Origin of the sequence: Planomicrobium sp. CPCC 101079 (assembly GCF_007859275.1) — a bacterium.
Lineage (GTDB): Bacteria > Bacillota > Bacilli > Bacillales_A > Planococcaceae > Planococcus.
In genome coordinates, this window is sequence record NZ_VOHC01000021.1 from 214,028 (window position 1) to 240,546 (window position 26,519).

General features: G+C 43.4%; 30 protein-coding genes. 11 read left to right on the top strand and 19 right to left on the bottom strand.

Going from position 1 to position 26,519, the window contains the following annotated elements; all coding sequences use genetic code 11:
- Positions 1 to 18: 18 nt before the first annotated feature.
- Positions 19 to 399 (top strand): DUF7147 family protein, encoded by a 381-nt coding sequence (locus FQV28_RS09045; RefSeq protein ID WP_146495715.1) that lies wholly within the window; start codon positions 19 to 21, stop codon positions 397 to 399.
- On the opposite strand, the gene FQV28_RS09050 is transcribed toward FQV28_RS09045, so the two are convergent.
- On the bottom strand, positions 400 to 672 hold the full coding sequence (locus FQV28_RS09050) for a YlbG family protein (RefSeq protein WP_146495717.1): 273 nt from the start codon (positions 670 to 672) through the stop codon (positions 400 to 402). It lies immediately after the preceding gene.
- A gap of 267 nt (positions 673 to 939) precedes the next feature.
- Here FQV28_RS09050 and FQV28_RS09055 point away from each other — a divergent pair, with 267 nt between their 5' ends.
- Positions 940 to 1,851 (top strand): glycerophosphodiester phosphodiesterase family protein, encoded by a 912-nt coding sequence (locus tag FQV28_RS09055; RefSeq protein ID WP_146495719.1) that lies wholly within the window; start codon positions 940 to 942, stop codon positions 1,849 to 1,851.
- Between the two features lie 114 nt (positions 1,852 to 1,965).
- Here FQV28_RS09055 and FQV28_RS09060 read toward each other — a convergent pair whose 3' ends face one another.
- Positions 1,966 to 2,412: a YlbF/YmcA family competence regulator gene (locus FQV28_RS09060; RefSeq protein WP_146495721.1), complete on the bottom strand. Its 447-nt coding sequence runs from the start codon at positions 2,410 to 2,412 to the stop codon at positions 1,966 to 1,968.
- 76 nt (positions 2,413 to 2,488) lie between these two features.
- Here FQV28_RS09060 and FQV28_RS09065 point away from each other — a divergent pair, with 76 nt between their 5' ends.
- On the top strand, positions 2,489 to 2,968 hold the full coding sequence (locus FQV28_RS09065; protein ID WP_146495723.1) for a PaaI family thioesterase: 480 nt from the start codon (positions 2,489 to 2,491) through the stop codon (positions 2,966 to 2,968).
- Positions 2,969 to 2,980: 12 nt separating this feature from the next.
- Here FQV28_RS09065 and FQV28_RS09070 read toward each other — a convergent pair whose 3' ends face one another.
- On the bottom strand, positions 2,981 to 4,045 hold the full coding sequence (locus FQV28_RS09070; RefSeq protein WP_146495725.1) for a CAP domain-containing protein: 1,065 nt from the start codon (positions 4,043 to 4,045) through the stop codon (positions 2,981 to 2,983).
- 142 nt (positions 4,046 to 4,187) lie between these two features.
- On the opposite strand from FQV28_RS09070, the gene FQV28_RS09075 reads away from it, so the two are divergent.
- Positions 4,188 to 4,553 carry a YugN family protein gene (locus tag FQV28_RS09075; protein ID WP_146495727.1) on the top strand — a complete coding sequence of 122 codons (366 nt, stop codon included), beginning with the start codon at positions 4,188 to 4,190 and terminating at the stop codon, positions 4,551 to 4,553.
- Positions 4,554 to 4,628: 75 nt separating this feature from the next.
- Here FQV28_RS09075 and FQV28_RS09080 read toward each other — a convergent pair whose 3' ends face one another.
- From FQV28_RS09080 to cyoE, 7 genes are all read right to left on the bottom strand, one after another.
- The gene (locus FQV28_RS09080) at positions 4,629 to 5,090 is read right to left on the bottom strand and encodes a DUF420 domain-containing protein (protein WP_146495729.1); all 462 of its coding nucleotides are present in this window, start codon (positions 5,088 to 5,090) and stop codon (positions 4,629 to 4,631) included.
- A 24-nt stretch (positions 5,091 to 5,114) separates the two neighbouring features.
- Positions 5,115 to 6,038, bottom strand: a complete 924-nt coding sequence (gene ctaG, locus FQV28_RS09085) for a cytochrome c oxidase assembly factor CtaG (RefSeq protein ID WP_146495731.1) — start codon at positions 6,036 to 6,038, stop codon at positions 5,115 to 5,117.
- A 473-nt stretch (positions 6,039 to 6,511) separates the two neighbouring features.
- Entirely contained in the window at positions 6,512 to 6,844 is a 333-nt protein-coding gene (ctaF, locus tag FQV28_RS09090; RefSeq protein WP_146495733.1) for a cytochrome c oxidase subunit IVB, read from the bottom strand.
- A gap of 1 nt (position 6,845) precedes the next feature.
- Positions 6,846 to 7,472, bottom strand: a complete 627-nt coding sequence (locus FQV28_RS09095; RefSeq protein WP_146495735.1) for a cytochrome (ubi)quinol oxidase subunit III — start codon at positions 7,470 to 7,472, stop codon at positions 6,846 to 6,848.
- Positions 7,462 to 9,342 (bottom strand): cytochrome c oxidase subunit I, encoded by a 1,881-nt coding sequence (ctaD, locus tag FQV28_RS09100; RefSeq protein WP_146495736.1) that lies wholly within the window; start codon positions 9,340 to 9,342, stop codon positions 7,462 to 7,464. The genes FQV28_RS09095 and ctaD overlap by 11 nt, the downstream gene beginning before the upstream one ends.
- Positions 9,343 to 9,374: 32 nt before the next feature.
- A complete protein-coding gene (gene coxB, locus FQV28_RS09105; RefSeq protein WP_146495738.1) occupies positions 9,375 to 10,460 on the bottom strand; it encodes a cytochrome c oxidase subunit II in 1,086 nt (361 codons plus the stop codon).
- A gap of 53 nt (positions 10,461 to 10,513) precedes the next feature.
- Positions 10,514 to 11,437: a heme o synthase gene (gene cyoE / locus FQV28_RS09110; RefSeq protein WP_146495740.1), complete on the bottom strand. Its 924-nt coding sequence runs from the start codon at positions 11,435 to 11,437 to the stop codon at positions 10,514 to 10,516.
- A 348-nt stretch (positions 11,438 to 11,785) separates the two neighbouring features.
- Between cyoE and FQV28_RS09115 the strand changes: the two genes are divergently transcribed.
- A complete protein-coding gene (locus FQV28_RS09115; protein WP_146495742.1) occupies positions 11,786 to 12,703 on the top strand; it encodes a COX15/CtaA family protein in 918 nt (305 codons plus the stop codon).
- Positions 12,704 to 12,733: 30 nt separating this feature from the next.
- On the opposite strand, the gene pyc is transcribed toward FQV28_RS09115, so the two are convergent.
- From pyc to FQV28_RS09130, 3 genes are all read right to left on the bottom strand, one after another.
- Positions 12,734 to 16,174, bottom strand: coding sequence for a pyruvate carboxylase (pyc, locus tag FQV28_RS09120; RefSeq protein ID WP_146495744.1), 3,441 nt, complete (start codon positions 16,172 to 16,174; stop codon positions 12,734 to 12,736).
- Between the two features lie 15 nt (positions 16,175 to 16,189).
- The gene (locus FQV28_RS09125) at positions 16,190 to 17,356 is read right to left on the bottom strand and encodes an FtsW/RodA/SpoVE family cell cycle protein (protein ID WP_146495746.1); all 1,167 of its coding nucleotides are present in this window, start codon (positions 17,354 to 17,356) and stop codon (positions 16,190 to 16,192) included.
- A 68-nt stretch (positions 17,357 to 17,424) separates the two neighbouring features.
- Complete coding sequence (locus FQV28_RS09130; RefSeq protein WP_146495747.1) at positions 17,425 to 17,706, bottom strand: Fpa/YlaN family protein; 282 nt, start codon at positions 17,704 to 17,706, stop codon at positions 17,425 to 17,427.
- A gap of 165 nt (positions 17,707 to 17,871) precedes the next feature.
- Between FQV28_RS09130 and FQV28_RS09135 the strand changes: the two genes are divergently transcribed.
- The 3 genes from FQV28_RS09135 to FQV28_RS09145 are packed head-to-tail and all read left to right on the top strand — an operon-like array spanning position 17,872 to position 19,042.
- On the top strand, positions 17,872 to 18,378 hold the full coding sequence (locus FQV28_RS09135) for a peptidyl-prolyl cis-trans isomerase (RefSeq protein WP_146495749.1): 507 nt from the start codon (positions 17,872 to 17,874) through the stop codon (positions 18,376 to 18,378).
- Positions 18,379 to 18,389: 11 nt separating this feature from the next.
- Entirely contained in the window at positions 18,390 to 18,593 is a 204-nt protein-coding gene (locus FQV28_RS09140) for a YlaI family protein (protein WP_146495751.1), read from the top strand.
- Positions 18,593 to 19,042 carry a hypothetical protein gene (locus FQV28_RS09145; protein ID WP_146495753.1) on the top strand — a complete coding sequence of 150 codons (450 nt, stop codon included), beginning with the start codon at positions 18,593 to 18,595 and terminating at the stop codon, positions 19,040 to 19,042. Before FQV28_RS09140 ends, FQV28_RS09145 begins: the two co-directional genes overlap by 1 nt.
- Here the strand turns inward: FQV28_RS09145 and FQV28_RS09150 are convergent.
- Both FQV28_RS09150 and typA read right to left on the bottom strand, forming a co-directional pair.
- Positions 19,036 to 19,365 (bottom strand): YlaH-like family protein, encoded by a 330-nt coding sequence (locus FQV28_RS09150; protein ID WP_146495755.1) that lies wholly within the window; start codon positions 19,363 to 19,365, stop codon positions 19,036 to 19,038. The two genes, FQV28_RS09145 and FQV28_RS09150, sit on opposite strands and share 7 nt — an antisense overlap.
- 28 nt (positions 19,366 to 19,393) lie before the next feature.
- A complete protein-coding gene (gene typA, locus FQV28_RS09155) occupies positions 19,394 to 21,241 on the bottom strand; it encodes a translational GTPase TypA (RefSeq protein WP_106534659.1) in 1,848 nt (615 codons plus the stop codon).
- Positions 21,242 to 21,350: 109 nt separating this feature from the next.
- On the opposite strand from typA, the gene FQV28_RS09160 reads away from it, so the two are divergent.
- Positions 21,351 to 21,536 carry a YlaF family protein gene (locus tag FQV28_RS09160; protein ID WP_146495757.1) on the top strand — a complete coding sequence of 62 codons (186 nt, stop codon included), beginning with the start codon at positions 21,351 to 21,353 and terminating at the stop codon, positions 21,534 to 21,536.
- 37 nt (positions 21,537 to 21,573) lie between these two features.
- Here the strand turns inward: FQV28_RS09160 and FQV28_RS09165 are convergent, their stop codons facing one another.
- Together FQV28_RS09165 and FQV28_RS09170 are read right to left on the bottom strand one after the other, a co-directional pair.
- Positions 21,574 to 22,365, bottom strand: coding sequence for an inositol monophosphatase family protein (locus FQV28_RS09165; RefSeq protein WP_146495759.1), 792 nt, complete (start codon positions 22,363 to 22,365; stop codon positions 21,574 to 21,576).
- A gap of 87 nt (positions 22,366 to 22,452) precedes the next feature.
- Positions 22,453 to 22,647: a hypothetical protein gene (locus FQV28_RS09170; RefSeq protein WP_146495761.1), complete on the bottom strand. Its 195-nt coding sequence runs from the start codon at positions 22,645 to 22,647 to the stop codon at positions 22,453 to 22,455.
- A 163-nt stretch (positions 22,648 to 22,810) separates the two neighbouring features.
- On the opposite strand from FQV28_RS09170, the gene FQV28_RS09175 reads away from it, so the two are divergent.
- Entirely contained in the window at positions 22,811 to 23,431 is a 621-nt protein-coding gene (locus FQV28_RS09175) for a YktB family protein (protein WP_146495763.1), read from the top strand.
- Positions 23,432 to 23,619: 188 nt separating this feature from the next.
- Here FQV28_RS09175 and FQV28_RS09180 read toward each other — a convergent pair whose 3' ends face one another.
- Both FQV28_RS09180 and FQV28_RS09185 read right to left on the bottom strand, forming a co-directional pair.
- Positions 23,620 to 23,898: a UPF0223 family protein gene (locus tag FQV28_RS09180; RefSeq protein WP_146495765.1), complete on the bottom strand. Its 279-nt coding sequence runs from the start codon at positions 23,896 to 23,898 to the stop codon at positions 23,620 to 23,622.
- Positions 23,899 to 23,916: 18 nt separating this feature from the next.
- Positions 23,917 to 24,879 (bottom strand): NAD(P)H-dependent flavin oxidoreductase, encoded by a 963-nt coding sequence (locus FQV28_RS09185; protein ID WP_146495766.1) that lies wholly within the window; start codon positions 24,877 to 24,879, stop codon positions 23,917 to 23,919.
- 136 nt (positions 24,880 to 25,015) lie between these two features.
- Here FQV28_RS09185 and FQV28_RS09190 point away from each other — a divergent pair, with 136 nt between their 5' ends.
- Positions 25,016 to 26,485 (top strand): aminotransferase class I/II-fold pyridoxal phosphate-dependent enzyme, encoded by a 1,470-nt coding sequence (locus tag FQV28_RS09190; protein WP_146495768.1) that lies wholly within the window; start codon positions 25,016 to 25,018, stop codon positions 26,483 to 26,485.
- The last annotated feature ends 34 nt before the right edge of the window (positions 26,486 to 26,519 follow it).

Genomic DNA, 26,519 nt, shown 5'->3' on the forward strand with positions numbered 1-26,519 from the left:
GGAAAGGACGTGTACATAATGATACAGCGTTTTATTGAACTAGGAGAAGGCTACGGAGACATCTTCGAACTCCGTGAACTCATCTTAACAAATTCACACCGTTTCTTGCATGGCTTTGTCTTCGTATCCAAAGATTCGAGCGGTAAATCCGTGCTGTCTGTAGCTGCGGCTTTCAAGCCAACAGAAGAAGGCAATTTCATGCCCATTTACTTATGCCGAGAAGGAATTCCTGAAAATTCCAAGAGATTGGCGATTTTTACGAAAGCCATTGAGGGACTCGGACATCAACCAATTACAATGGAAGTAAAACATTCTTCCGTCTATACAGAAAAGCAATTTTACTTTAGCCATTTAATCGCAATCTTGCGCTTGAATCACTTTATCCCACCTATGCAGTAATCACAAACCAATCTTATAATCGTATTCTTTCGCTTTATCCGGTTTGGCATTTTCATATTCGGTTTTTAAGAATGGACGCTGTGATTCAAGAATCTGTTTAACGTACGGCAATTTTATCAGTTTTTCTTTTGTGCTTTCAATTACTTCTTGGTCCATATAAAGAACAACATACTTCAACTTTCTCGAAATAAAGTGTACATGTCCGTATTTACGCAGCGATTTTGCTTGCTTTAAATGATGCACATAGACAATAAGGCCTTGGCGATCACGCATAACTATCCCTCTTTTCTTAGTTTCTAGAATACCATAGGAAAGAAAAATGCCGCAACCTGGGAAATCAGCTGTCCGCGAGGCTCATCTTCACACGGCAGTTTATTGCGGTCGCTTTGTTGCGCTCGCTTTTTCCACACTGCTCATAGAGCATCAATTTCTTCTTTGAGAGGTATTTGCTTGCTTTATCCAAATAATTTTTAACTAACAAAAAAGAAAACAATTCGCTATAATGGCTTTAGTTCTATTTTCAAGGAGGTACTCTATAGCATGGGCAAAAAAACAAAACTAGGGATTGCTGCGGTGGCCGTAAGTGCAGCTGCTTGGGCGGGTTCCAAAGCCCTCTCTAATCCGCAAATCCGGCCCGAGAAAAAAGTTTTAAGCTACGACGTTCCACTTATCTTGGCACACCGCGGCGGATTAGCCATCGCTCCTGAAAATTCGATGGCTGCTTTCTCTAAATCCGCAGAATTAGGCGTGCACGGCTTTGAAATTGATATCCGGTTAACAAGCGATGAAGAAATTCTCGTATTCCATGATGAATATATCGACCGAACAACTGATGGCGCAGGCAGAGTAGCCGATATGTCACTCAGCAAGCTTCGGACATTTGATCTTGGCTATCATTTTGTTGATGCTAAAGGAGAGCGCTCTTTCCGCGGCATGGGCGAAAGAGTCGTCTTATTGAAAGAACTTCTTGAAGCTTTCCCTGATATGTACGTCAATATTGATATAAAAGATTCTCCGGAAACATATGAAGGAAGCCTCATCCCTTCAAAACTTTGGCGGTTAATCGAAGCCCAAGGGGCCGAGGATCGTGTAGTTGTTACAAGCTTTTACGACGAACAAATTGACCGCTTCAATTTATACGCGCAAAATCGCGTGGCCATCGGTGCAGGCGAAAATGAAGTAAAGAAAGCCTATGCTGCTTTTAATAGCCAGTTTGGCCATTTATACAAACCGCGTGCCGATGTGTTTCAAATTCCAGTCAGGCATTCCGTGTTCCGTCTCGATTCGCCTCGCTTCATTTCATTTCTCGGCAATTTGAACGTTCCCGTCCATTATTGGACCGTGAATGAACCTGAACACATCCAAACATTAATCGCAGCTGGTGCAAAAGGCATCGTCACCGACCGGCCGGATTTAGCTGTCGCTGCTATTGCTAAAACTGAAGAAAAATAAAAAATGTGCAAGGAAATCCTTGCACATTTTTTGTATATAAAAGTTTCTCTGGGCGCCCAGCCCCTCGAGGTCGCTTCGGGCTTGTCAGGGCTACATAAGCGCATGCGCTTTTCTTTATGCCGAGCAGGAGCAGCCACCGCCTGTTCCACAGCTGCCTCCGCAGGAAGAATCGGAGGAGAAAAATGGGTTGCTGGATGGAATTTTGACTGCTTCGGATACAGAACGGCCGATAATGAAACTGACTTGATCGATCAAGTCCTGAAGTTCATTTTCAGCAAGGCGCAGCGCTGCAATGTGTTCATTCAAGTCTAGCGTCCGCTTGTCAATACGGATTTGTTTCATTACTCTGTGATAATCCGGATGGTATTTGCCGAACCGCTGAACTTCTTCGTAACGCTCTTTCAACCTGGCAAAATCGTAAATACGATTTGCAAGATCTTTGTTATTGTAAACGGTGCTGTAAGCTTCTTGATACTGCTTAGCTTGCTCCGATTGGATGATCATTTCACTCAGCTCATCAGCAGAGTCAGTAATTAAGGACCATTCATAGGTCATAAACATATTAGTTTCCTCCTCTACGATATTCATCTTAGCAGAAAGTTATTTATTTTAATACCATATAGAAAGGAATCACGTTATGAAACAACTAACCGAAAAATTCCAACACATTCTTAGCAACAGCACTGAAGAAGATTTAGCTGTTTTATCCGATTTTATCGATAACTTCGAAAAAAAACAACAAGGCAAATTTACTACTTATTTGAGCGCAAGTTTGAACATGAAGAGGGAAACAATGGAAGATGCAAGTACTGTCACCATTCCCAACACATCCTATATCCAAAACAATATGGCTATTCCTCATGGCGGCATATTAGCAGTATTGCTTGATACCGCTATGGGCTCTCTTGCAAACAGCAAATGCCTTCCCGGTTTTGGGGCAGTCACGACAAATTTAACTATTCATTATTTAACGGTGGCCGACGAAGCGGCAATCCAGGCAGTAGCCAGGATTGTGCGACAAGGCAGGCACACGATAGTGGTTGAGGGCAATATTGTGCAGCAAGACGGCACACATGTCGCAACGGCTATCGGTTCTTTTTTTATTGTGCCAAAATAACACGCGCTCTTATTACTGAGTTTTACCATTCGTCGGTTCTTGATAAAGGAAGATTTGGGTATAAAATTTACCGAACACACCAACGCCGATTTTATTGAAACTGTCCGACAATAATGTGTCCTTATGGCCATCAGAATTACTCCATCCATGGACCGTTTCTGCCGCATCAAAATATTGAGTAGCTGTATTTTCTCCCGCTTCCTCAAAGCCAATTCTTGCATCAGCGAGCCGTTTTTCCAAATCCGGCAATTCAGTTTCTTCCGAGGAAAATTGCTGTTTTGCAATAGCTTGGCTATGCGTTCTTGCAATCATAGTAACAGCTGGATATTCCACCAATGGCTTTCTTTGGTGATGCAGCCGGTAGACGTTCGTCAAGTCGATAACTTGTTTAGCATTTGCTTCATCGATGGATCGCTGCAAACTGGAGGATGGGTTTTCCTCTGTCAATAAATCACCCGAATACATCATATCGTATGGGCGATGCCGGATTAGGGTTTCGGCGTTCATGAACCTTACAGCTTGCAGTGTTTTACTTTCTTCATCCAAATATAGTTGGGCATAAACGCCTTCAAAACTGACGAGAAGCTGTTTGTTTATATCTTCACCGCGCAAGCTGAAAGTGTAAATGCTTGTGCCATACTTTACTGTGATCTCGTTTTCTATAATGGTAAATCGGTATATTTCATCCAGCGATTGCCCAATATGAAAAGGCGAGGCATCCGTTGCAGTTCCAGCAGTATAGACTTGAACGATTTCGCCTTCTTTCACACCTGCCATAGTGTAGTGGGATAACGAGCTATTGTAAACCCACCATTCATAGCCAAATGCTGACGGTTCTATTCGATCTGGTTTGCCGTAGTCGGCAGTCCAGGTTTCCGTCGGTTTTCCAATATAAACAGATATTCCTTCTGATGGACGCTCCACACCAAGCGATTTTTCTACAAGATCTTGAGCAGGCAACGGATCCACCGTTTTTGGTGCTTCCAGTGTTTCATTTTCACTAATAGGTGAATCAAAGTAGAAAAATACCAAAAGAATAATCGATAGAAAAATCATAATGCGCAACAAGTCTTTCAATCGATCAGCTCCTTAATTGGTGTTATTATATAATTATAACAGCCGTCTGCATTCTGACACAATCTTGCCATTGCAACAACCATGAAATTGCTCTATTATTAAAAGAGCGTTTAGCCAGTTATGATATAGAGGAGGAGATCCAATGTATTTTGAAAATACAGGACTCGAAAACATTCGTGTAGACTTTACATTACTCGATCACATCATGAGCAAGCACGGTTTGACTAAGGAAGGCCAATGGGATTACGAACGGGTTACATACGACCGTAAATTCATCATTCGCGAAGGCACTTACTACTTGCGTGTATTCGCATATGCTGTTGAAGGCGATATCGATTCAAATGATGCCATCCTTAATGTCATGAAGCCAGTGCTTGGAAAATACTATTACCCGTTTGGCGTAGAGTACGGAGAAGATGAGCATTTCCCGGAACATTTAATTAAAAGTTGCGCTGAAATTTTGAAAACAATCAAATCAGAAGTGCAAGCTTACGAAGTAAAAGCTTAAAAAAACTGCAGTTCCTAGTTGAACTGCAGTTTTTACTATTATAAATAGAAAGAGAACCTTTAAAGGTTCTCTTTTTTAATTGCCCAATATCGCTTTAAAGACAGATGTTGTATGCCCGCCTTCGTAAATAACATAAAGAAGCAAATAAACCATTACACCAGTAATTGCGGTAAAAAACCAAATAACACTTGCAATTGGTCCTAGTTTACGGTGCTGTGCCAACTTGTTTTTCAGTCCGAGCCAAATATTGTAGCCGCCTAAAATCCCTCCTGTAGTGGCCAGGATAATATGGAAAATCAAAAAGATTGTATAGAAGATTTTGATATCGTCCGGTCCACCAAATGCAGTATTCCCGATGAATACCGTCCGGGATGCATATATAATGAAAAAGATCAATGCGGAAACCCCTGCTGCCAGCATAGCCTTTTTATGGGACTCTATTTTGCGGCGGCGGATCAAGTTCCACCCAATCGCTACGAATATAGCGCTTAAAACAATAAAAAATGTACTAATTGTTGGTAATAGCGGCAAGTTCATCTCATTAAATCCCCTTTAAATTCATTAAGCGTTATGTCTGTGATAGGCCATAGATTCACGGTCGCGTAAAGCTTTGGCAGTAATTTCGTCTGCGTTATCGTTTTCGTTGCGCAGCCATTCATAAAAAACAAGCCAAAGGAATACAGTGAAAACTAGTTCCTGCAATACTTTCATGACAATTCCGCCGGTCCGCTGATCTTCGAGCGGCGTCATACTTGAAAACATTTCTGGCCCGGATAAACCCAATTGTGATAAAGTTCCAGTCGGCACACATAAAGCCATAGCTTGCAGCCATGCTTCACCGTCTGTATACGTGGCATAAAAAGGATTACCGCCAAAAATAATTAATGCACATGCAGGTGTTAATGTTACACTCAATCCAAAAAGATAGCCAAGTTTTTTCAAACCATGAAATTTGTGCGTTCCTTCCAAGTTGTTAACAACCGGCCACCAGTAAAAAATTGCAGAAGTGAACAATAGAATATTTACGATGCCATGGATAAGCACCCCTTGTTTCACAAAATCAAAAATCAAAGGGATATGATAGAAAGAAAATATCATGGTAAATAGAATGATAGCCAGCATTGGTTTGCTGAAAAAATTGAAAAGCGGCTTGACTACGGGCAGTTCAATAAATGCTCTCCATGCCCAAGCCGGAATCCCCATAATAAAGAGCGGCGGAATAAGCAAAAGCAAGATTGCCATCTGAGCCATATGAAAACTAAAAAGAATGTGGCCAAGCAAATCGGTCGGCGCGCCTTTAACCGCATACAATAAAACCATGCCCGACACAAATAAGCCCGCTTCCTTCATTTTTAATGGTTCACTTTCTTTAAACTTCCCTCTCCACTTTACCATTACTAAAAAATATAACATCGTAATAAGAACGAGAACCCCTAAATATACCGGACTCCATAATGCTTGGAACCCGAAGATGCTAATTGGCATGCTTACGTGCCTCCTTTTTCTTAGGTACCCTCATTATATAGGCGGAACCTTGGCATATCAATGAACGAACTATGACAATTGCACAGAAAAGCGAAAACGGCCGTTCAGGCTCGACAGGCAAGAAATAGCCCAAAGGCAATTGGGCCATTTCTTTGCGACGAAGCAGCGTAGCGATGCAGGAGCACAAGGTTTTAAGACGATCCGGTGAAGCGGTGCTTTTTGCCGCACAGCCGGGTTGGCTTATGACCCGAGAGCCTGGCCGTTGCAGCTAGACACAGAAAAGTATAAGCGCCTGCTCTGCCCCGACAAGCTTAAGGCAGAACACGCAGGAAATCCTGACTTCCGAAGTGGGCTGAGTTAAGACCTCGAGGGGCTAGGCGCTGGAACTAGACAAACAGAAAAGTGAAAATGCCTGTCACATCTGCTTATCAATAGAAAAAACCCTTCACCTCGAGAGGTAAAGGGTTTTTTGCTCACCACCAAATAATAGTTACAAAAGTAAGAATTACGATAAAAGCAACAAACATCCCACTAAACATGAAGAATGCGATTGTGCCAGAACCTTTATTGCTTAAGTGCATGAAATGATAAAGCTGGAGCACTACTTGGATAGCCGCCAATAAAAGGATGATTGGCACGATCAAGTACGTAGAGAAGCCTGCCGCTACTGCCGTGAATGCAATCAATGTCAAAAAGATCATCATTGCAAACGAAGTCAGCATGTGGCGCATTTCTTGTGCTCTTTGACGTCTTACATACTCATACTCTTCTTTTGTTCTTACGTAATCGTGAACGTCGTGTGCCATATTATCCGATCACTCCCATCAAATAGACTACAGTAAAGATAAATACCCATACTACGTCAATAAAATGCCAGTATAACGAAACTAGGAAAAATTTTGGAGCGTTATAAGTGTTCAATCCACGTTTCGCATTTCGGACCATTAAAGCGATAAACCAGCCAAGGCCAAATAATACGTGTGCTCCGTGTGTTCCAACAAGCGTATAGAACGCAGAACTGAAAGCACTGTTTGTATAGCCAAAGCCTTCATGTACATAATGATAAAACTCATAAATCTCCAAGCCTAGAAAAGAGGCTCCAAGCAAAACTGTAATCATAAGCCAGGCCTGCATTGATTTGAAATTGTGGTTTTTCATATGGTACATCGCATAAACACTTGTCAAAGATGAAGTTAACAGAATCATCGTCATCGCAAATACAAGTGGCAGTTCAAAAAGTTCAGCAGCTGTAAATTCCATGCCGCTTGGCCCTTTATCTTTCAATGCAAGATATGTTGCAAACAAAGAAGCAAACGTTACCGATTCAGCAGCCAGAAGCAGCCAGAAACCGACAAACTTATTTTTCCCTTCCATTGTAGCAGTCTCGGGATGATCCGGCCACGATTGAGGGGTGTATTTTTTATTAATGTCCATCGGTTTTCACCCCTTCTCGATCCTTGATCAAATCTTCTTTATGGATGTGGAACCCAAGATCATCTTTCAATGAGCGAAGCAACATCGAACCGAAAGTTATCAACAAACCAAGGACAATTACAGGAATGGTCCATGGCAGGTCATCTGGATGATACAGCGCTCCGAAAGAAGCAACAAACAAACCGAACGACATTACTACAGGAAGAAACGAATTGTTAGGCATATGGATATCGCCAAGCGGTTCTGCGTAGATCATGCCTTCTTTGTTGCCTTCCATTTTTTCGATCCAGTACGTATCAAGTCCGCGTACTAGAGGAGTTTGTGCAAAGTTATAAAATGGCGGTGGTGAAGGAATCGCCCATTCAAGCGTACGTCCGTCTCCCCATGGATCATTTCCAACGCGCTCATTTTTAACTGTAGTTAAGACCACGTTCACCAGCATAATAATTACACCTAGTGCCATGAATACTGCCCCAGCCGAACTGATGGCATTGAACAAATCCCAGCCCTGGTCAGCCCCGAACGTATAAACGCGGCGTGGCATACCCATCAGCCCAAGGAAATGCTGGATGAAGAATGTTAAGTGGAATCCGATAAAGAATAACCAGAAAGTCACTTTCCCTAATTTTTCGCTAAGCATAGTTCCGAACATTTTCGGCCAGTATAGGTGAGTGGCTGCGAAAATTGCGAGGACTACCCCACCAACGATTACATAGTGGAAATGCGCTACGATAAAATAAGAATCGTGCAATTGGTAATCTAGTGGAGCCATTGCTTGCATGACACCCGTTACTCCGCCTGCTACGAATGAAGGAATAAATCCGACAGCATATAACATTGGAGTTGCGAAGGAAACACTTCCTCCCCAGATAGTCAATAACCAGTTAAAGATTTTAACCCCTGTGGGTACAGCGATGATCATAGTTGCCAAAGCGAAAATCGCGTTAGCTGTAGGTCCAAGACCAACTGTGAACATGTGGTGAGCCCAAACCATGAAGCCATAGAAACCAATCAAAATTGTCGCAAACACAAGTGCAGTATAACCGAATAAGCGCTTGCGAGAGAAAATCGCGAAAATTTCAGAGAAAATACCGAAAGCGGGCAAAATCAAGATGTAAACTTCCGGGTGACCAAAAATCCAGAACAAATGCTCCCAGATGATGGTGTTACCGCCAGCAGCCACATCAAAGAAGTGAGAGCCGAACAAACGGTCAAAGACCATGAAGAAAATAGCGATTGTAAGTGGAGGGAAAGCCAATAAAATCAACGCAGAAGCAACAAAAGTTGTCCAAGTGAATAGAGGCATTCTCATATAAGTCATTCCTGGCGCACGCATATTGATGATAGTAACAAGGAAGTTAATCCCTGAAATCAATGTACCAAAACCAGAAATAGTCAATCCAAGTGCATAAAAGTCAATACCATGACTTTCAGAAGCAAGTGCAAGTGAAGCGTAGTTCGTCCAACCTGCATCTGGAGCTCCGCCCAAGAACCACGAAAGATTTAGGAAGATTCCTCCGAAGAAGAATAGCCAAAACCCAAGAGAGTTCAAGAATGGGAAAGCTACGTCACGCGCGCCGATTTGCAAAGGCATGATCGCGTTCATAAATCCTAATAATAGCGGCATAGCTGCCAAGAAAATCATTGTTGTTCCATGCATGGTCATAACTTCGTTATATGTTCCGGCACTAAGGAAATCATTTCCGGCCTTCATTAACTGGATTCGGATCATCATCGCTTCGATTCCGCCGATCAGGAAGAAAAGTCCACCTGACATGAGGTAAAGGATAGCAATTTTTTTATGGTCTACAGACGTTATGTAATCCCATACGGTAGCACCGAAGCCACTTTTCTGAGCGTTAGAACTCACAATGTATACCTCCTTTTTTTAGCTTCGATTCTTTACTGTTCAACAGACAAGCTCATTAAATATGCAGCAAGTGCATCCAATTCCTGTTCTGTTAATGGTTCACCATTGTTATATGATGAAGGATCTGGCATTTGGTTGCCTGGTTTGAACTGTTGTGGATCTTGAATCCAAGCTTTCAAGTTTTCTTCGTTATGCTCCAAGATGCCGGCAACACGGTTGCGGTCACCGAAAGTAGCTAAGTTTGGTCCAACTCCACCGGTAGTACCGACCCCAGAAGTCGCGTGGCAGCCAATACAAGTTTTTTCAGTAAACAATTGTTCACCGGTTTGAGCAAGTTCATCGCTTGGCGAAGTAGGCTCTTCTTGCATTGCCGTTACCCACTGTTCAAAGTCTTCCGCATTCATCGTTTTAACTTTGAAATCCATCAATGCATGTGAAGGTCCGCAGAGCTCAGCACATTTTCCGTAGAACACGCCATCTTCCAACTCAGAAGATTCTTGGTCAAACGTCAAATAGAACGTATTTGTGTTTTCAGGGTTGGCATCAATTTTACCGCCGATTGAAGGGATCCAGAAAGAGTGCTTAACATCAGCAGAAACTACGTTAAAATAAACGCGTTGATCGGTTGGAACAACCAATTCTTGAGCAGTGACAATTCCTTGCTCAGGATATTCAAATTCCCACCAGTAAAGTTTTGCAACAACGTTAACTGTCAAATTGGTCATAGAACCATCTTCCGCTTCAACGTCCATTGTGCGTGTATCTGCCAAATCAAAAGTTTGGTAGACAGTCGGAATCGCAATAATAATGATCAAGACAATTGGAATTGCTGTCCATAGGAATTCAAGTTTAGCGCTTCCTTCCACTTGTTCAGGAATCATTTCATCCCCAAGTTTTGAGCGGCGGAACTTCGTTATTGCCAAAACGTAAACAATCGTAACGACAATAATAACAAATAGCATGACCGCAGAAGACAAGAGCAGCAAGTTGAACTGGTCTTGAGCTACCCCGCCGGCCGGTATCAATGTGGAGATCTCTTCTCGCCCACATCCCGCAAGAAAGAAGATCAAGGCGGCCATCAATGTAAAAAGACGCCACTTTTTAAGCCCATTTATCATAGCTTTTCATACCCCTCTCTCAAGTAAAAAATTTTGTACTGAAATAATAGAAATTAAACGAAGACTGCGAAGATGATCATCGAAACGAAAAGGATGGTCATGTAATTCAATGAGTAGATAAACATTGTCTTCGCCCATTTCAAATCATCTTGATCTTGCACTTTGAATCCACGTACTGCAAGCACTAGCCAACAGAGATTCAATAAGGAAGCAAGAATGATGAAGCCCATTCCAAGATCCAGTAACAGGAATGGCAGAGGGAACAGCAGTAAAACCCATGCAAGCATTGATTTTTTTGTCCGGTGGAATCCTTTCACCACTGGAAGCATCGGGATGCCTGCAGCACGATACTCTTCTGTTCGTTTCATTGCTAGCGCATAGAAATGAGGCGGCTGCCATACGAACATAATCAAAAACAACGCCCATGCGCCCATACCGAGTGCCGGCTCAACTGCAGCCCAGCCAATAAGCGGCGGGATTGCTCCCGAAATGCTCCCCACAATTGTATTGCTGACGTGTCTTCTTTTCGACCACATGGAATACAGGACGACATAAGCAAAAATACCTGCTATTCCAAACAAGCCAGCTGATACTGATGCAGAGAACAGAAATAATTCGCCTAAAACAATGAAAGATAAAGCGAGTGCCAATACAGCAGATGGCTTAAATCTTCCAGTCACGGTCGGACGCGACTTTTTGCTCGCCATCAACGGATCGATATCTGTGTCAATGTAGTTATTCATCGCAGCAGAACCTGCTATGATTAATGCTGAACCGACCAAGGTGTAGGCGAGGATGTCCAGCTCTTGCAGGAAATGCCTGTCGGAAAATTGAAACGCCAACCACATTCCAGTAAACACAGTTATTAAATTCGAATTTACAATTCCAATTTTAATGAGCGCTAAAAAGTCACTTAGGAATGTCGTTGTTTCCGGTGTCTGATGAACTTCCGCAGACAATGACCGGCCGTTTGACATATTATCCCCTCCTTTCAAAGTTGTAAGCATATTCCGCTAACCATAACTATATCTAAATTCCAGTTTTTTTTCTACCGCCAACTGAAATTTCCTGATAAAAGCAATGATATTCAAGTAAACGAACTCAGAAATACGCTCTTCCTATCATACATGAGTGTCCGCATTTTTTTAATATAGAAAAATAATTGTTTTTGAACAGTTTGTGAAGGCATGCCTTATTATGTCTAAATCTTGAAAGTTTCCGGTATTCTTGATTTTCCGTTGTGTTTTAAGATAACTTTCGCTATCATCTAGTATGCAGGTTACGGACGTTACAAAAGTTCCATATAGAAAAAGTAGGTGGCATACTTGCAGCAAAGTAAATATATCAAATGGTTTGCAGTAGCAGCGACCATCGGGATGCTCCTGATCCTTCTTGGAGGAGCCCTCGTTACGAAGACAGACAGCGGCATGGGGTGCGGACGCCATTGGCCCGGCTGCAATGGACAGCTGATACCGGATGAAATTACGGCCGAAGTCTTGATCGAGTTCTCTCACCGGCTTGTTACAGGGACTGTCGGCATTTTAATTGTCGTGTTGGCGGTATGGGCTTGGCGGAAATACGGCCATGTTCGTGAAACAAAATTCTTAGCCGTCATGGCGATTTTCTTTTTAATTCTTCAAGCTTTAATTGGAGCAGCCCAAGTCAAATGGGGGCAAGGTGACTTTATACTCGCACTTCACTTCGGCATTTCTCTGATATCGTTTGCGTCGGTTTTGTTATTGACATTACTGATTTTCGAAGTAGACCAAAAGTTTGATGCAGAGCGCGTAAAGATCGGCGGCAAATTGAAATTCCATACCATCGGGGTTACCTTGTATTCCTACATCGTCGTTTACACCGGAGCGCTTGTGCGCCATACAGAGTCCAGCTTGATTTGTTCTGACTGGCCTTTATGCCGCAATGACCAATTCTCTTTGCCGAATAATATGTATGAGTGGGTGCAAATGGGACATCGGGCGGCAGCAGGATTGATTGTCATCTGGCTCGGTTACATTGCCTGGCATGCATTTAAACATTATAGAGACCAGAAAGTCATATATATGGGCTGGCTGACCGCGTTCATTATTGTTTTGCTTCAAGCGACAACCGGTATGCTGGTTGTTCTGACCAAATTGAATTTAACAGTGGCACTTCTCCACTCACTGCTCATTTCTATGCTGTTCGGGTTGCTCTGTTATATGGTGCTCCTCGTTTCACGAAGCATATCAGCAAAAACAAAATAAAAAGCAGATGCCCAGAGGCATCTGCTTTTTTTAATGTCGTTCCATTTCAATCAACAAGTCTCCGGTAGAAATGCCTTCACCTGTGCTGACATAGATTTCTTTTACCGTACCATCAAAAGGAGCTTGGACAGTCGTTTCCATCTTCATTGCTTCTGTAACGAGCAAGTGGTCGCCGCGGTCTACCTTCATTCCTTTTTCAGCAACCACCTTCAAAACTGTTCCCGGCATGGTCGCTGCAATATGGGATTCATCGGTCGGATTCGCTTTCTGTTTCGCTGTTACATCCGTTTCCACCGTCATGTCTTGAATGTCCACTTCACGCGACTGGCCATTCAATTCGAAATAGATTGTCCGTTTACCGTTTTTCTGTGGTTCTCCAATGGAAACCAGTTTGATCATCAAGGTCTTCCCTTTCTCGATTTCCACTTCAATTTCTTCCCCAAGCCTCATGCCATAAAGGAAAGTCAATGTATCAAGAACCGACACATTGCCAAACTGCTTGACTGTTGCCGTATACTCTTCAAAAACTTTCGGATAAAGAGCATGTGCCAGCATCTCATGGCTTGTAACGGGACGCTCAAGCTTGGCGTATAACGTTCTCTTGATTTCGTCAAAATCCGCTGGCTCTAACAGTTCACCAGGACGAACTGTAATCGGCTGTCGCCCTTTCAGCACGACTTCCTGCAGTTCTTTCGGGAATCCGCCATACGGCTGGCCGATATACCCTTCGAAAAACTCGATAACGGATTCCGGGAAATCGATTGCTCTTCCTTTTGTTAAAACAGTGTATTCATCCAAATCGTTCTGAACCATGAATAGTGCCATGTCCCCAACAACTTTTGATGAAGGCGTTACTTTAACAACATCACCGAAGAGCATATTGACACGGGAATACATTGACTTCACTTCATCCCAGCGCATGCCTAATCCTACGCCTTTTGCTTGCTGCTGCAAATTACTGTACTGGCCGCCAGGCATTTCATGGACATATATTTCAGAATGCGGGCTATTCATGCCGCTTTCAAAATCCGAATAATATTTGCGGACATCTTCCCAGTAATGTGAAATTTGTTCGAGTGACTGAATATCTGTTCTTACTTCTCGTTCGCTTCCGCTCATTGCATAGTACAAAGAGTTAGCGCTCGGTTGGGAAGTTAAACCGGACATTGAGCCAAGAGCCGTATCAACAATATCAACTCCCGCTTCAATTGCTTTCGCGTATAGGTAGATGCCGTTGCCGCTTGTATCGTGCGTATGAAGATGTATCGGCAAAGAAGTGGTATCTTTCAGTTCGGATATTAAACGGTAGGCTGCTTCAGGCTTCAATAAACCCGCCATGTCTTTGATTGCCAAGATATGGGCGCCTGACGCTTCCAATTCTTTCGCCATTTTCTTGTAATACTCCACGGTATACTTGTCTCGGCTTGGGTCAAGGATGTCTCCTGCATAGCAAATCGCTGCTTCTGCTACTTTTCCTGATTGGCGTACTTCGTCGATGGCTACTTCCATCCCTTTGATCCAGTTCAGGCTGTCGAATATCCGGAAGACATCAATCCCCGCTTCGGCCGACTTGCGGACGAATTCCCTGATTACATTATCAGGATAGTTTTTATAGCCGACTGCATTGGCGCCGCGGAAAAGCATCTGGAACAAAACGTTCGGCACTTCTTTGCGGAGTTTGATCAGCCGCTGCCATGGATCTTCTTTTAAGAAGCGGTAAGACACATCAAAAGTTGCGCCTCCCCACATCTCAAGTGAGAAAAGATCGCTTTGCAGGCGCGCTGTTTCTTTTGCAATTTCGAACATGTCATACGACCGCAGACGAGTAGCTAAAAGCGATTGATGGGCATCGCGGAACGTAGTATCCGTTAAAAGCACATCTTTTTGGTCGTGGATCCATTGGGCCAGACCTTCTGCTCCATGGGCATCCAAAATTTGCTTTGTACCGCTCGGTGCAGGAGAAGTTAAATCCACTTCCGGTTTTCTTGGGTGTGAGTAAATAGGCTTCTTTTTCTTTTCGATGCCTGGAAAACCATTGATGGTGACGTTGCCAATATAACTGAGCAACTTGGTGCCGCGGTCTTGGCGTACCGGGAAAATGAACAATTCGGGTGTTGAATCTATAAAGCTTGTATCAAATTCACCTTTTAAGAAATTAGAATGCCTTACAACATTCGCAAGGAACGGAATGTTGGTTTTGATGCCTCGGATCCGGAACTCCTGAAGATTGCGGTCCATTTTTGCAGCCGCTTCATTAAATGTAACTCCCCATGTCGAGCACTTGACGAGCAAAGAATCATAATATGGCGTAATAACGGCTCCTTGAAATCCGTTGCCGGCATCTAAACGAACGCCGAAACCGCCCCCAGAACGGTATACCATCAATTTTCCGGCATCCGGCATAAAGTCATTTAACGGATCTTCGGTTGTTACCCGCGATTGGATGGCAAAACCGAACAACGGAATATCCTCTTGAAGCGGAATGTTGATTTCTTTGCTGTGCAGTGTATAGCCACGGGCGATATTGATTTGTGCATGGACAATATCAATCCCTGTTACCATTTCAGTAATCGTATGTTCCACTTGAATCCGCGGATTCACTTCTATGAAATAAAATTCATCATTAGCGACCAAAAATTCTACGGTGCCTGCATTTATGTAGTCGATATTTTTCATTAATTTGACTGCTGCATCACAAATTTCGTTCCGCAGTTTGTTGCTGATTGAGTTGGATGGCGCAATTTCCACCACTTTTTGATGGCGGCGCTGAATAGAACAATCTCGCTCGTAAAGGTGGACGACATTGCCGTCAGTGTCCCCGAGGATCTGCACTTCGATATGCTTTGGCTTTTCAACGAACTTTTCTACATACATCTCATCAGAACCAAAAGCTGCTTTAGCTTCAGATTTCGCCCGTTCGTATGATTGTGCAAGTTCTTCCGGTGTTCTGACGATGCGCATGCCGCGTCCACCGCCGCCCAGGGAGGCTTTAATCATTAATGGGAACCCGGCTTTTTCGCTAAAAGCAATCACTTCTTCGAGCGATTCCACGGGGCCGTCTGTACCTGGAATTACTGGAATTCCGGCTGCAATTGCTTGTGTACGCGCTTTAACTTTGTCCCCAAACATATCCAAATGGCGGGATGTAGGGCCGATAAAGACGATTCCCTCTTCTTCGCACCGGCGGGCAAAATGAACGTTTTCTGATAAAAATCCATATCCTGGATGAATAGCGTCAACATCCGAATCTTTGGCAATCCGGATAATGTCTTCAATATCCAAATACGCGTCGATCGGTTTTTTCCCTTTGCCGACCAAATAAGACTCGTCCGCTTTAAAGCGATGATAAGATCCGCTGTCCTCTTGTGAATAAATTGCAACTGTCCGAAGATTCAGTTCTGTACAAGCGCGGAAAACCCGGATAGCGATTTCCCCACGATTTGCCACTAAGATTTTGTTAATCGTCTTCACTCCGCAGCACACCCTTTACTTTTTCAATTTTTCAACTTTGTGGAACATGGAAACATTCATCAATACTCCCATAGCTAAAGATAACAAAATAACAGACGTTCCGCCATAGCTTATAAATGGAAGCGTAACTCCTGTCAGTGGAATTATCCCCGTCAATCCGCCTAGATTGACAAATGTCTGGATGCCAATCATGCTTGCTACGCCAGCCGCCAGCATTCTGGCTAATGGATCTTTTGTGGTCATGGCAATTGTCAGGCCGCGAAGCACAATAAAGGCCAAACCGACCAAAACAAAAGCAACCCCAAAAACTCCTAACTCTTCAGCAATAACGGACATGATAAAGTCTGTATGCGGTTCCGGCAAATAGCCCAGCTTCTGGACAGACTGTCCAAGTCCAAGCCCGCTTAAGCCCCCGGAGCCTATCGCCAAATACCCATTGACGATCTGCATTCCGAAACCCAATTCATCTTTAAAAGGATTGAAAAATGCATCCAATCGGCCAAGACGTTTTTCGGTGAAAATCTGGTCTTGTGCAAAGAACACCATTGGCAAAATAAATAACGCCGCTCCTGCAACTACAATCGAAGCCAGTTTAAGATACAGCTTAAATCGAATGCCGCTCGCCAACATGACACACAGGCCGACTGCTCCAATGATTAGCATGGAACCCAAATCCGGTTCCAGGAAAACTAAAAATAGAACTAGCGTCAAGACGATCACCGGCGGCGCAATCGATTCATTAAAATTGTTGATCATGCCTTTTCTATTCTTGTTAGAAAATACACCTGCCAAATAAAGGATGATACCTACCTTCGCTACTTCTGAAGGCTGTATGCTGGCAAATCCTAAATTGATCCAGCTTTGGGCACCGCCTCCTGCATAGCCGATGATATGAACTAGAACCAAACCAATAAAAATGACAGCCAATATGAGCTTCATCATGCCTTTTCTGCTGAAATGCTTGTATGGGAACAGGGCAGCGATCGCAAAGACCGGAAAAGCCAGGGATAAGTTGACCAGTTGCTGTTTATAAAAATGATCAGCTTGCCATCCATAAACATTGACAGCCCATGCCATACTTGCACTGTAAATCATCACCAAACCGAATATCGATAACGCTATGTATGTAAATAACAGTGGATAATCCAAATTTTTCGCATATCTCTTGATGTATTGTTTCATTGCCTATTACCTCGTTTGTTTTATGGGATTAGTAAAAAAACTCAAACAAAGTTCGTTTGAGTTTCAAGTCATTTATTGGTATACGCTTCTAACAGGATCGACAGTTTCTTTTCTAGCGTATCTATTAAATTCTTGCCGGTTTCGCGTTCAATCAAGCCCAGTTTAACGGCGAAGTCGATTTCACGCGATAAGCCGAACATTTGAGTATCAAGAACTTCTTCATATAGTGGGCATGAAGGCAATGTCAGATTGTCCATTTGGACTTTGATCAATTGCTCGATTTTTTCTGCATCTGCTCTGAGGAGTTCTAAAGCCTTAAGTTGATAAGTTTGTTCTTCTGTATGTTCCATGAGGACTCCCCCATTTAAGTGATATTTCATGTCAGTGACTTGTTTAAAGTGTATATGCTAGACAGTAAAATTGCAAGCCTCTATCCTCTTGAGAATTAATCCCTTTGGGAATTTACAATGAAACGGTATACTGAATAAAGATGGATAATTAATGGAGGGTTTGAAATGGAATTTATCATACCGTTTAAAGGCGAAGTAAAGTATAAAATTACAATTGATCCAACAGTGTGGATTTTTGACGACCGTAAACTCGATCTTGATACGTACTTTGTTGAAACAAAAGTAGAGCGAGATGAACTTGAAGAATACAAGCGCGGCATGGGTGAACATTGGTCACGGGAAATCATGGAAGGCGCAATTGTCCCTCCGACACTAAATTCGGAGAAGACATATAATAGAAAAGAAAAAAACGAAATGATGAACGGCACATTCGGTATGGTCTTTAAACCATTTCTCGAAAACGCAGAACCGGTAGAACATGCGCGCACCGTTGTGATAGAAACAACGGACAGCGAACAAGCTTTTTCCATTGAAGAAGCCAAGAAGCTGATTTTCAAATTCAGCCAGGATGGCAAGCCTTTAAAAGAAGATGGCCCCGTCCATGTGCTATTGCCGGATGGATCGAACCAGCAAAATCCGATAACGAATGTTACGGCGATCCGGGTCGAATAGGAGAGATCAAAATGCGTGTACAATGTGTAATCTGTGACAAAATTGAAGAACTTAATGACGATACACTCCAAGCAAAGCGTTTGCGGAACCGGCCCATTCATACACATATGTGCGATGAGTGCCATGAACGGATTACGGAACGGACAAAAGAACGTCTTGCGACCGGGTCTTTCCGTTTCTATCGGAGCTCCCGCAGAATAGAGGATGACTTCTGATGAAACTGCTTAAAGGTATATGGATCGGGCTTTGGAGCGGACTCATGATGGGCTTCCTATTAAAGTGGATTCAATCGATCACCGGCGTTAACGTTTATTCCCTTCTTTTGAATGTTGATTTTATTCCGCTTGTCGGAGCGGTCGACTGGTCGGAACCTGTCGAGTTTGCGTTCCACGTCGCCACATCGCTGATACTTGGCGTTGTCTATGTCTACATTGCAAAACGGCGGCCATATTCCTTTGGGCAATTGGCGCTTCTCAGTTTGATTTTATGCGTCCCGCTTTATCTGCTTTATTTCCCATTGGCAATCCTTGCAGTGAATCCCGAAATTCCTGGAGCGGCTGACGGCGAAGCCTTTCTTTATTGGGTATTCGCCCACTTTGCCTATGCTCTGGCTTTGCCGATTCTGTATAAAGCCTTTGAACGAAAAAACGCTGCTTCTCAATGAGAAGCAGCGTTTTCGCGTTTTTCGCGCCATAATCGAATTTTATACAAAATCAAAATCAGCGCTGCGATGATAAGTCCTTCGACAACCGGCAAGAAAAGAGCCAAGAAAGTCAGCCCTAGCCCACCGACTAGAAGAAACAATGCAATTACAGCATTTTTACCGATTGATAATTTTTTGGCAAAGCCTAATTTATAGACAAATGCCGACAACAGGAAGATTGCGGCAAAAAGTGCATAACCCGCAATCTCATAGTTTGGCATTGTCTCATATAAAAACCGGGCTAACGGATACATTCTATCATAGACAAAAGCTTGATCGCCCATGGATTGTACATCCTTCCCATTCTGTTATTTATTCTTCAATAGCAACTTTCTTTTTCTTAGCCATGCGCTCGCGTTCGTTTTTATCAAGAATTTTCTTGCGCAGACGGATTGTCTGTGGAGTGATTTCGCAATACTCATCATCAGCCAAATACTCAAGCGCTTCTTCAAGGCTCATTAAACGGGCTTTTTTCAACGTAGTTGTCTGATCTTTGTTAGCTGAACGAATGTTTGTTGCAGCTTTGATCTTAACAATATTCACTGTCAAGTCGCTGTCGCGGTTATGTTCGCCAACGATCATGCCTTCATAAATTTCAGCGCCGACTTCTACGAATGCCGTTCCACGATCTTCGATGCCCATTAGGCCATAAGTTGAAACTTTACCGCGTTCCATGGAAACAAGCACACCTTGGCGGCGTCCGCCAACACGTCCTGAAGCAACCGGCTGGTAACTGTCGAACGTATGGTTGATGATTCCGTATCCACGAGTTTGCGTCAAGAATTCAGTAGTGTAACCGATCAAACCACGTGCTGGCACATTGAATACCAAACGGACTTGGCCGCTTCCGTTGTTGACCATATCAAGCATTTCGCCTTTGCGTTCTCCTAGGGATTCGATGATAGCTCCTGTATATTCTTCCGGAACATCAACTTGCACACGTTCAACAGGTTCACAGCGGACGCCATCAACCATTTTGACGATAACTTCCGGTTTTGACACCTGAAGTTCAAATCCTTCGCGGCGCATGTTCTCGATCAAGATCGACAAATGCAATTCTCCGCGTCCAGATACAATCCATGCATCCGGTGAATCTGTCGGATCTACACGCAGGGAAACGTCAGTTTGCAATTGTGCATCCAAACGTTCCTGGATTTTTCTAGAAGTGATCCATTTTCCTTCTTTACCAGCAAACGGGCTGTTGTTAACAAGGAAAGTCATTTGCAGTGTCGGCTCGTCAATGCGAAGAACAGGCAATGCTTCTGGGTGGTCTGCCGGACAAACCGTTTCTCCGACGTTGATATCTTCCATCCCTGAAATAGCAATCAAATCACCGGCTTCGGCTTTTTCAATTTCTATCCGTTTAAGACCCATAAATCCATGCATTTTTGTAACCCGGAAATTCTTAACCGAACCATCCAGTTTCATCAAAGCAACAGATTGCCCTACTTCGATAGTTCCGCGGAATACGCGGCCAATCCCGATACGCCCAACATAATCACTATAATCAAGAAGCGCTACTTGGAATTGAAGTGGCTCATCTCTGTTATCGATTGGCGCTGGTACATGATCCATGATTGCATCGTAAATAACCTGCATGTTTTCTTCTTGGTCAGCAGGGTCAGATGAAAGGCTGGCAGTTCCATTCATGCCTGAGGCAAAAATAACCGGGAATTCCAATTGCTCGTCATTCGCTTCAAGTTCGATAAACAATTCGATGACTTCGTCAACCACTTCTTCAGGTCGCGCGAAATCGCGGTCAATCTTGTTAACAACAACGATTGGCTTCAAGTTTTGCTCTAAAGCTTTTTTCAATACGAAACGAGTTTGTGGCATACAGCCTTCGTAAGCGTCGACAACTAGCAAAACACCATCAACCATTTTCATGATGCGCTCTACTTCTCCACCGAAATCGGCGTGTCCTGGAGTATCCAAAATATTGATTTTAGCGTCTTTATATTGAATCGCAGTGTTTTTCGCAAGAATCGTGATTCCGCGTTCTCTTTCGATGTCATTTGAGTCCATTGCGCGCTCTTCTACATGTTCATTTGAACGGAAAATCCCTGACTGTTGAAGAAGCTGATCCACTAGAGTTGTTTTACCATGGTCAACGTGGGCAATAATAGCAATGTTTCTTAAGTCATTACGTAAGTTCGTCATACTTTCACTCCAATATTCTTTTTTCATGTCTATAACTGTGTTAGTATAGCACATATAGGGGGAAAACCCTAAGATTTTATTTCGAGCAAATCGGCGGGAGGCAAATCGATTGAAAAATATAAAGTGGATCTTCATGTTATATTCGCTGGCAGCTATTTTATCAATGGTTGGAATCGGTGCGGCAGTAGGTCTTCGAAGCATTCCAGGAATTTTGTTTGCTGTTTTGGCCTTATGTGTGATCATGGGAATGGGCTTTAAGAAAAAGAAAGAAATGATGGACGCAGGATTATTATAGAGCAAGAAAAAGGCGCAGATTTTTCTGCGCCTTCTTCTTATTTAAGGTTGATGTATTCATTTAAGATTTTCGAATGCACTGAAGGGTTGGCAGCGATAAATGAATCTTGCTGCAACAAGTTGGCAGCTTCGCCTTTAAAGTTAGTGGCAATCGCCCCTACTTCCTGTGCGATGATAATGCCCCCGGCAATATCCCACGGAGACAGTCTCATTGAAAGATAAGCATCGATTCGGCCTGTGGCAACAAATGCCAGTTCCAGAGCAGCAGAACCATAAGAACGTGTACCTCTCACATCTTGTATCAGCCGGATGCTGTCTTCATGTTTAATGTATCTGTTTGGAGTAACCCAAGTCGCATTGATGCCCACAATTGACTTTTCCAAAGAAGTTTCTGTCAAAGGCATCAGCCGTTCATCATTGCAATAGGCGCCCTCTCCATGGACTGCATGATACAAATTGTCATTGACGACATCATATATGTATCCAAGCTTTCCGATTCCATCTTCGTAAACTCCTAATGAAATGGCAAAATTGCTTTTTTGATGGACAAAGTTCATTGTGCCGTCAATGGGGTCCAACATCCAAATTGTCCCTTCCAGGCTTTCGATAACGTCTCCGAACCCTTCTTCACCAAATACTCGATGGCCTGGAAAATCACGGCGAATCCGAGAAATGAAAAATTGTTCTATTTCTTTATCCATATTCGTCACCAAATCATTGGCATTCGATTTCGCTTCGACGACCAGTTCAGTTACAAACGAATTGCGGATTATGTGGCCTGCTTCTTTGATCAAAGATTTTATGTACAGGTCCATCGTATGCAATTCCATCCTTTCACCTCCTTTCCATTTTCTCCATTATAACGAGAAAGGCACTTACTGTCTTGAACCAGTAGGTGCCTTTATGTGATAAATAAATTAGAACGCATGAAGTGCCTCCAGTTCCGCATGAATCTCATAAAGCCGTTTTTTGCTTTTCTCTATCTCTCGGCTTTCGTTTACTTTCAAGGCGTCGAATAAAGAAGCTAATTCATAATCTAGTTCAAGTTTCAATACAGAAATATATTCTTTTTCGACATCTGCCTTACGAATTATTTGTATCATCTGTTTCATATTGAGCACTCCTTCCCGTCCTATTTTTCAATAATTCTGACATATTATTAGAGCAAGAGAAACGGTTAACCAGTGGCTTTTGGTAAGAAAGTGTATTTATACTCTTTCTTCCCAAAGTCGGGTAAGATGAAACATGAATTGTGAAATTAAGGAGGAAATAACCGTGACAACTTTTTGGAATGAATACGACTTTGAAGTTTTTGAAACACCAGGGTTAGAGGAACGGATGGAAGCGTTAATCCAACGTGTGCGCCCTAAATTTGAAGAGCTGGGAAAAGATTACTCGTCTTTTTTCTCCGGCAAAACCGGCGATGAATTTTTCCCTCACGTCGCAAAACACTTACGGAGAACAGTAAATCCGCCAAAAGACAGCTGGGTGGCATTTGCTCCATATAAAAGAGGCTATAAAGCGGTTCCCCACTTCCAGATCGGTTTATGGGAAAGCCATGTGTTCATCATTCTAGCCGTCATTTACGAAGCACCGGGAAAAAGCAAAATGGCTGAACAACTGTTGAAGACTGAAATCATCCACTCGCTTCCAGACGATTTTGTTATTGCAGGGGATCATATGAAACCGGAGGCGACTTCTTTGGATCAGCTGAGCCAAGAAGAAATTGAAAAACTGGTCATCCGGCTTCGCGATGTAAAAAAAGGGGAGTTTGTCATCGGCCGGCATCTTCCAAGAGAACAAGCTGTTTCAATGCCCGAAGAAGACTTTGAAGAACTTGTCGACCAAACATTCGAGGAATTGCTTCCTTTATATAATATATTGATACAAAAGTAAAGAGAAACGTGTGATTTTTCTGAATATTGATTTTCGGTTCTCTAAATGTCATTATCCAGACTCTTAAAATACGCCTTATCGCTTTTGCAAGAGCACCAAATTCAATCTTTCCGCAAAAGAACTATCTTGATATTGAATGTTTTAGGTTTTAAAGCAAACCCCCGCAGCGAAAAACTGCGGGGGTTGCTTTATTTTTTTTCGAGCTTTATAAAGTCGCCATCACTTTTCGATTTTACATCTTTGATGACAGGAAAACTTGCATAACCGCTCTCTTCTTCAAATTCGCGAAAGTAAGTTTTTTCTTCTGACATTGAAGGAACCACTTCCTTGAATTTTTTGTAGCGCGCGAACATGTCCTGGCGGTTAATCCCTTTTTCGTAAGCCATTTCAATTCCTTCAAAAAAAGAAACCACATCAATAATTTCATCTGTTGACCAGTCTATTGAAAATGGATAAGAATATTCCATTTCGATTCCCTGCTTTCCTTATAGAGTCGCCCATTTCGTGCGGATAGTAATTGCTTCTTTCTCCATTCTATTTAGCAGCTCCTGGACGCTTGGCACATCTTTGATCAAACCAGTCACCTGGCCAGCCCATCCAAATCCTTCTTCCACATTTCCTTCATAGATAAACCTCTTATTGGCTTCTCCGCTAATAAATTCCCGAAGCGCTTCGTAGCTTGGATTTTCCTTTTCAATTTGCAAAATCTGGTCTGTCCAGCTGTTGTGAAGCGTTCTGGCGGGTGCACCGATGCTCCGCTTGATAACGACGGTTTCGCTCTCCGAACTGCTGATCAAAGCCCTTTTATACGCTTCAGAAGCATGCACGCATTCCTCGGTCGCAATAAAACGAGTTCCCATTTCAATTCCTTCTGCTCCTAGCGCATGGGCAGCCATCCAGCCTCGTCCATCACCGATGCCTCCAGAAGCAATAACCGGGATTGAGATGGCATCTACAACTTGAGGAATGAGCACCATCGTGCCGACATCATCGCGCCCCAAATGTCCGCCCCCTTCTTGGCCAACCACCATGACTGCATCTGCACCAAGTTTTTCAGCTTTCTCGGCTTGCCGTCTGGCAGCCACCAAAACCAATTTTTTAATTGAAGTTCCTGCCAGCTGATCAAAAATAGGAGTAGGATTGCCGCCAGTCATTGAGACGACCGGAACATTTTCATCGATTGCCACTTCAAGCATATGAGAAAACGCACGCCCGTGCTCCCCTATTGCAAAATTAACGCCGAATGGCTGATTCGTCAACCTGCGAACTTTCCGGATTTCTTCCCTCAATTGCTCTGGGGTTGCCAAACTCATCGCTGTGATTTGGCCAAGGCCGCCCGCATTTGAAACAGCCGCTGCAAGTTCTGCATAAGCCAAATACGCAAGCCCTCCCTGCACAATCGGCAACCGCGTTCCAAGCAGTTCAGAAACTCTTGTGGTAAACCTCATGCTATCCTCTCCTTTTCCCCATATTTTCTGTATTCGATGGCAAAAAGCAAAATCCTTTTATTTTTATAGTATAGCGTGTAGCATCATGCTATAATTCTTTTTGTTTTCATTTTTATAAAGCGAGGTGTTCTACCCATTGTCTCAATTAGAAACTCCGTTATTCGATGCGCTGCTAAAGCACCGAAACCGGCACCCGATCCAATTTCACATTCCCGGCCATAAAAAAGGCCAAGGCGTCGATCCCGCATTCCGGGAATTTGTCGGCGACAATATATTATCCATCGATTTGATCAATATAGCACCTTTGGATGATCTCCACTCGCCTAAAGGAGCTATTAAACATGCGCAGGAACTGGCAGCTGAAGCGTTCGGCGCCGACTATACTTTCTTTTCTGTACAAGGAACGAGCGGTGCCATCATGACGATGATTTTAAGCGTTGTCGGGCCGAACGATAAAATCCTCGTGCCAAGAAACGTACATAAATCCATTATGTCTGCCATCGTTTTTGCCGGAGCAATTCCGATTTTCATTCATCCTGAAGTCGACCCTGACCTTGGAATCTCACATGGCATCTCTGCTGAAGCGGTAGAAAAAGCGTTAAATGAATATCCTGATGCAAAAGCGGTGCTCGTAATCAATCCAACTTATTTCGGCGTAGCTGCCGATTTGAAACGCATTGTCGATATTGCCCATACCCGTGACATCCCTGTGTTAGTTGATGAAGCCCACGGTGTCCATATCCATTTCCATGAATCATTGCCAGTGTCGGCAATGGCGGCTGGCGCGGATATGGCGGCAACTTCTGTCCATAAATTAGGCGGATCTATGACGCAAAGCTCTGTCTTGAACGTACGTGATGGCCTAGTTTCGCCCAAGCGCGTGCAATCAACACTTTCAATGTTGACCACCACTTCAACATCGTACCCAATATTGGCATCTCTTGACACTGCCCGCAGACAGCTTGCCGTCCACGGCTACGACTTGATCGACCAGACAATCCGGCTGGCACAAGATGCCCGCAAGCGCATCAATAAAATTCCGCACTTGCGTTGTGTTGGCAAGGAATTACTGAAAACGTCAGCGACATTTGATATGGATCCAACGAAATTATTGATCAGCGTCAAAGACCTTGGTATCACTGGCCACCAAGCGGAGGAATGGCTGAGAGAAAAAGCCAATATCGAAGTGGAGTTGTCGGATCTCTACAATATTTTATGCTTGATAACTATCGGCGACTCGCGCAAAGAATTGAACCTGTTGGTAAATGCCCTCCAAAGAATGAGTGCAACGTTCGATTCTGAGGCTGCAATTGTTGAGCCGACTGTTCTTATTCCGGACATTCCGCGCCTTGCTATGACGCCTCGTGACGCGTTTTACGCGACAACAGAAGTTATACCGATCGCCGAGGCAGTCGGCCGCATCTCAGCAGAATTCATCATGGTCTACCCGCCCGGCATTCCGATTTTCATCCCTGGAGAGATCATTACCCAGGAAAACATAGAATATATCCGTATGAACGTCGAAGCCGGCTTGCCTGTGCAAGGTCCGGAAGACGATACTTTACAAATGCTGCGTGTTATCAAAGAACAGCAAGCTATTAGATAAAAAACTTAACAAACGGCCCGGCAGCAATAAGCTT

Bases quoted from the DNA above. Each gene is read 5' to 3' on its own strand.
- FQV28_RS09045 (WP_146495715.1), top strand. From the start codon at position 19: ATGATACAGCGTTTTATTGAACTAGGAGAAGGCTACGGAGACATCTTC.
- FQV28_RS09050 (WP_146495717.1), bottom strand. From the start codon at position 672: ATGCGTGATCGCCAAGGCCTTATTGTCTATGTGCATCATTTAAAGCAA.
- FQV28_RS09055 (WP_146495719.1), top strand. From the start codon at position 940: ATGGGCAAAAAAACAAAACTAGGGATTGCTGCGGTGGCCGTAAGTGCA.
- FQV28_RS09060 (WP_146495721.1), bottom strand. From the start codon at position 2,412: ATGTTTATGACCTATGAATGGTCCTTAATTACTGACTCTGCTGATGAG.
- FQV28_RS09065 (WP_146495723.1), top strand. From the start codon at position 2,489: ATGAAACAACTAACCGAAAAATTCCAACACATTCTTAGCAACAGCACT.
- FQV28_RS09075 (WP_146495727.1), top strand. From the start codon at position 4,188: ATGTATTTTGAAAATACAGGACTCGAAAACATTCGTGTAGACTTTACA.
- FQV28_RS09080 (WP_146495729.1), bottom strand. From the start codon at position 5,090: ATGAACTTGCCGCTATTACCAACAATTAGTACATTTTTTATTGTTTTA.
- ctaG (WP_146495731.1), bottom strand. From the start codon at position 6,038: ATGCCAATTAGCATCTTCGGGTTCCAAGCATTATGGAGTCCGGTATAT.
- ctaF (WP_146495733.1), bottom strand. From the start codon at position 6,844: ATGGCACACGACGTTCACGATTACGTAAGAACAAAAGAAGAGTATGAG.
- FQV28_RS09095 (WP_146495735.1), bottom strand. From the start codon at position 7,472: ATGGACATTAATAAAAAATACACCCCTCAATCGTGGCCGGATCATCCC.
- coxB (WP_146495738.1), bottom strand. From the start codon at position 10,460: ATGATAAATGGGCTTAAAAAGTGGCGTCTTTTTACATTGATGGCCGCC.
- cyoE (WP_146495740.1), bottom strand. From the start codon at position 11,437: ATGTCAAACGGCCGGTCATTGTCTGCGGAAGTTCATCAGACACCGGAA.
- FQV28_RS09125 (WP_146495746.1), bottom strand. From the start codon at position 17,356: ATGAAACAATACATCAAGAGATATGCGAAAAATTTGGATTATCCACTG.
- FQV28_RS09130 (WP_146495747.1), bottom strand. From the start codon at position 17,706: ATGGAACATACAGAAGAACAAACTTATCAACTTAAGGCTTTAGAACTC.
- FQV28_RS09135 (WP_146495749.1), top strand. From the start codon at position 17,872: ATGGAATTTATCATACCGTTTAAAGGCGAAGTAAAGTATAAAATTACA.
- FQV28_RS09140 (WP_146495751.1), top strand. From the start codon at position 18,390: ATGCGTGTACAATGTGTAATCTGTGACAAAATTGAAGAACTTAATGAC.
- FQV28_RS09145 (WP_146495753.1), top strand. From the start codon at position 18,593: ATGAAACTGCTTAAAGGTATATGGATCGGGCTTTGGAGCGGACTCATG.
- FQV28_RS09150 (WP_146495755.1), bottom strand. From the start codon at position 19,365: ATGGGCGATCAAGCTTTTGTCTATGATAGAATGTATCCGTTAGCCCGG.
- typA (WP_106534659.1), bottom strand. From the start codon at position 21,241: ATGACGAACTTACGTAATGACTTAAGAAACATTGCTATTATTGCCCAC.
- FQV28_RS09165 (WP_146495759.1), bottom strand. From the start codon at position 22,365: ATGGAATTGCATACGATGGACCTGTACATAAAATCTTTGATCAAAGAA.
- FQV28_RS09170 (WP_146495761.1), bottom strand. From the start codon at position 22,647: ATGAAACAGATGATACAAATAATTCGTAAGGCAGATGTCGAAAAAGAA.
- FQV28_RS09180 (WP_146495765.1), bottom strand. From the start codon at position 23,898: ATGGAATATTCTTATCCATTTTCAATAGACTGGTCAACAGATGAAATT.
- FQV28_RS09185 (WP_146495766.1), bottom strand. From the start codon at position 24,879: ATGAGGTTTACCACAAGAGTTTCTGAACTGCTTGGAACGCGGTTGCCG.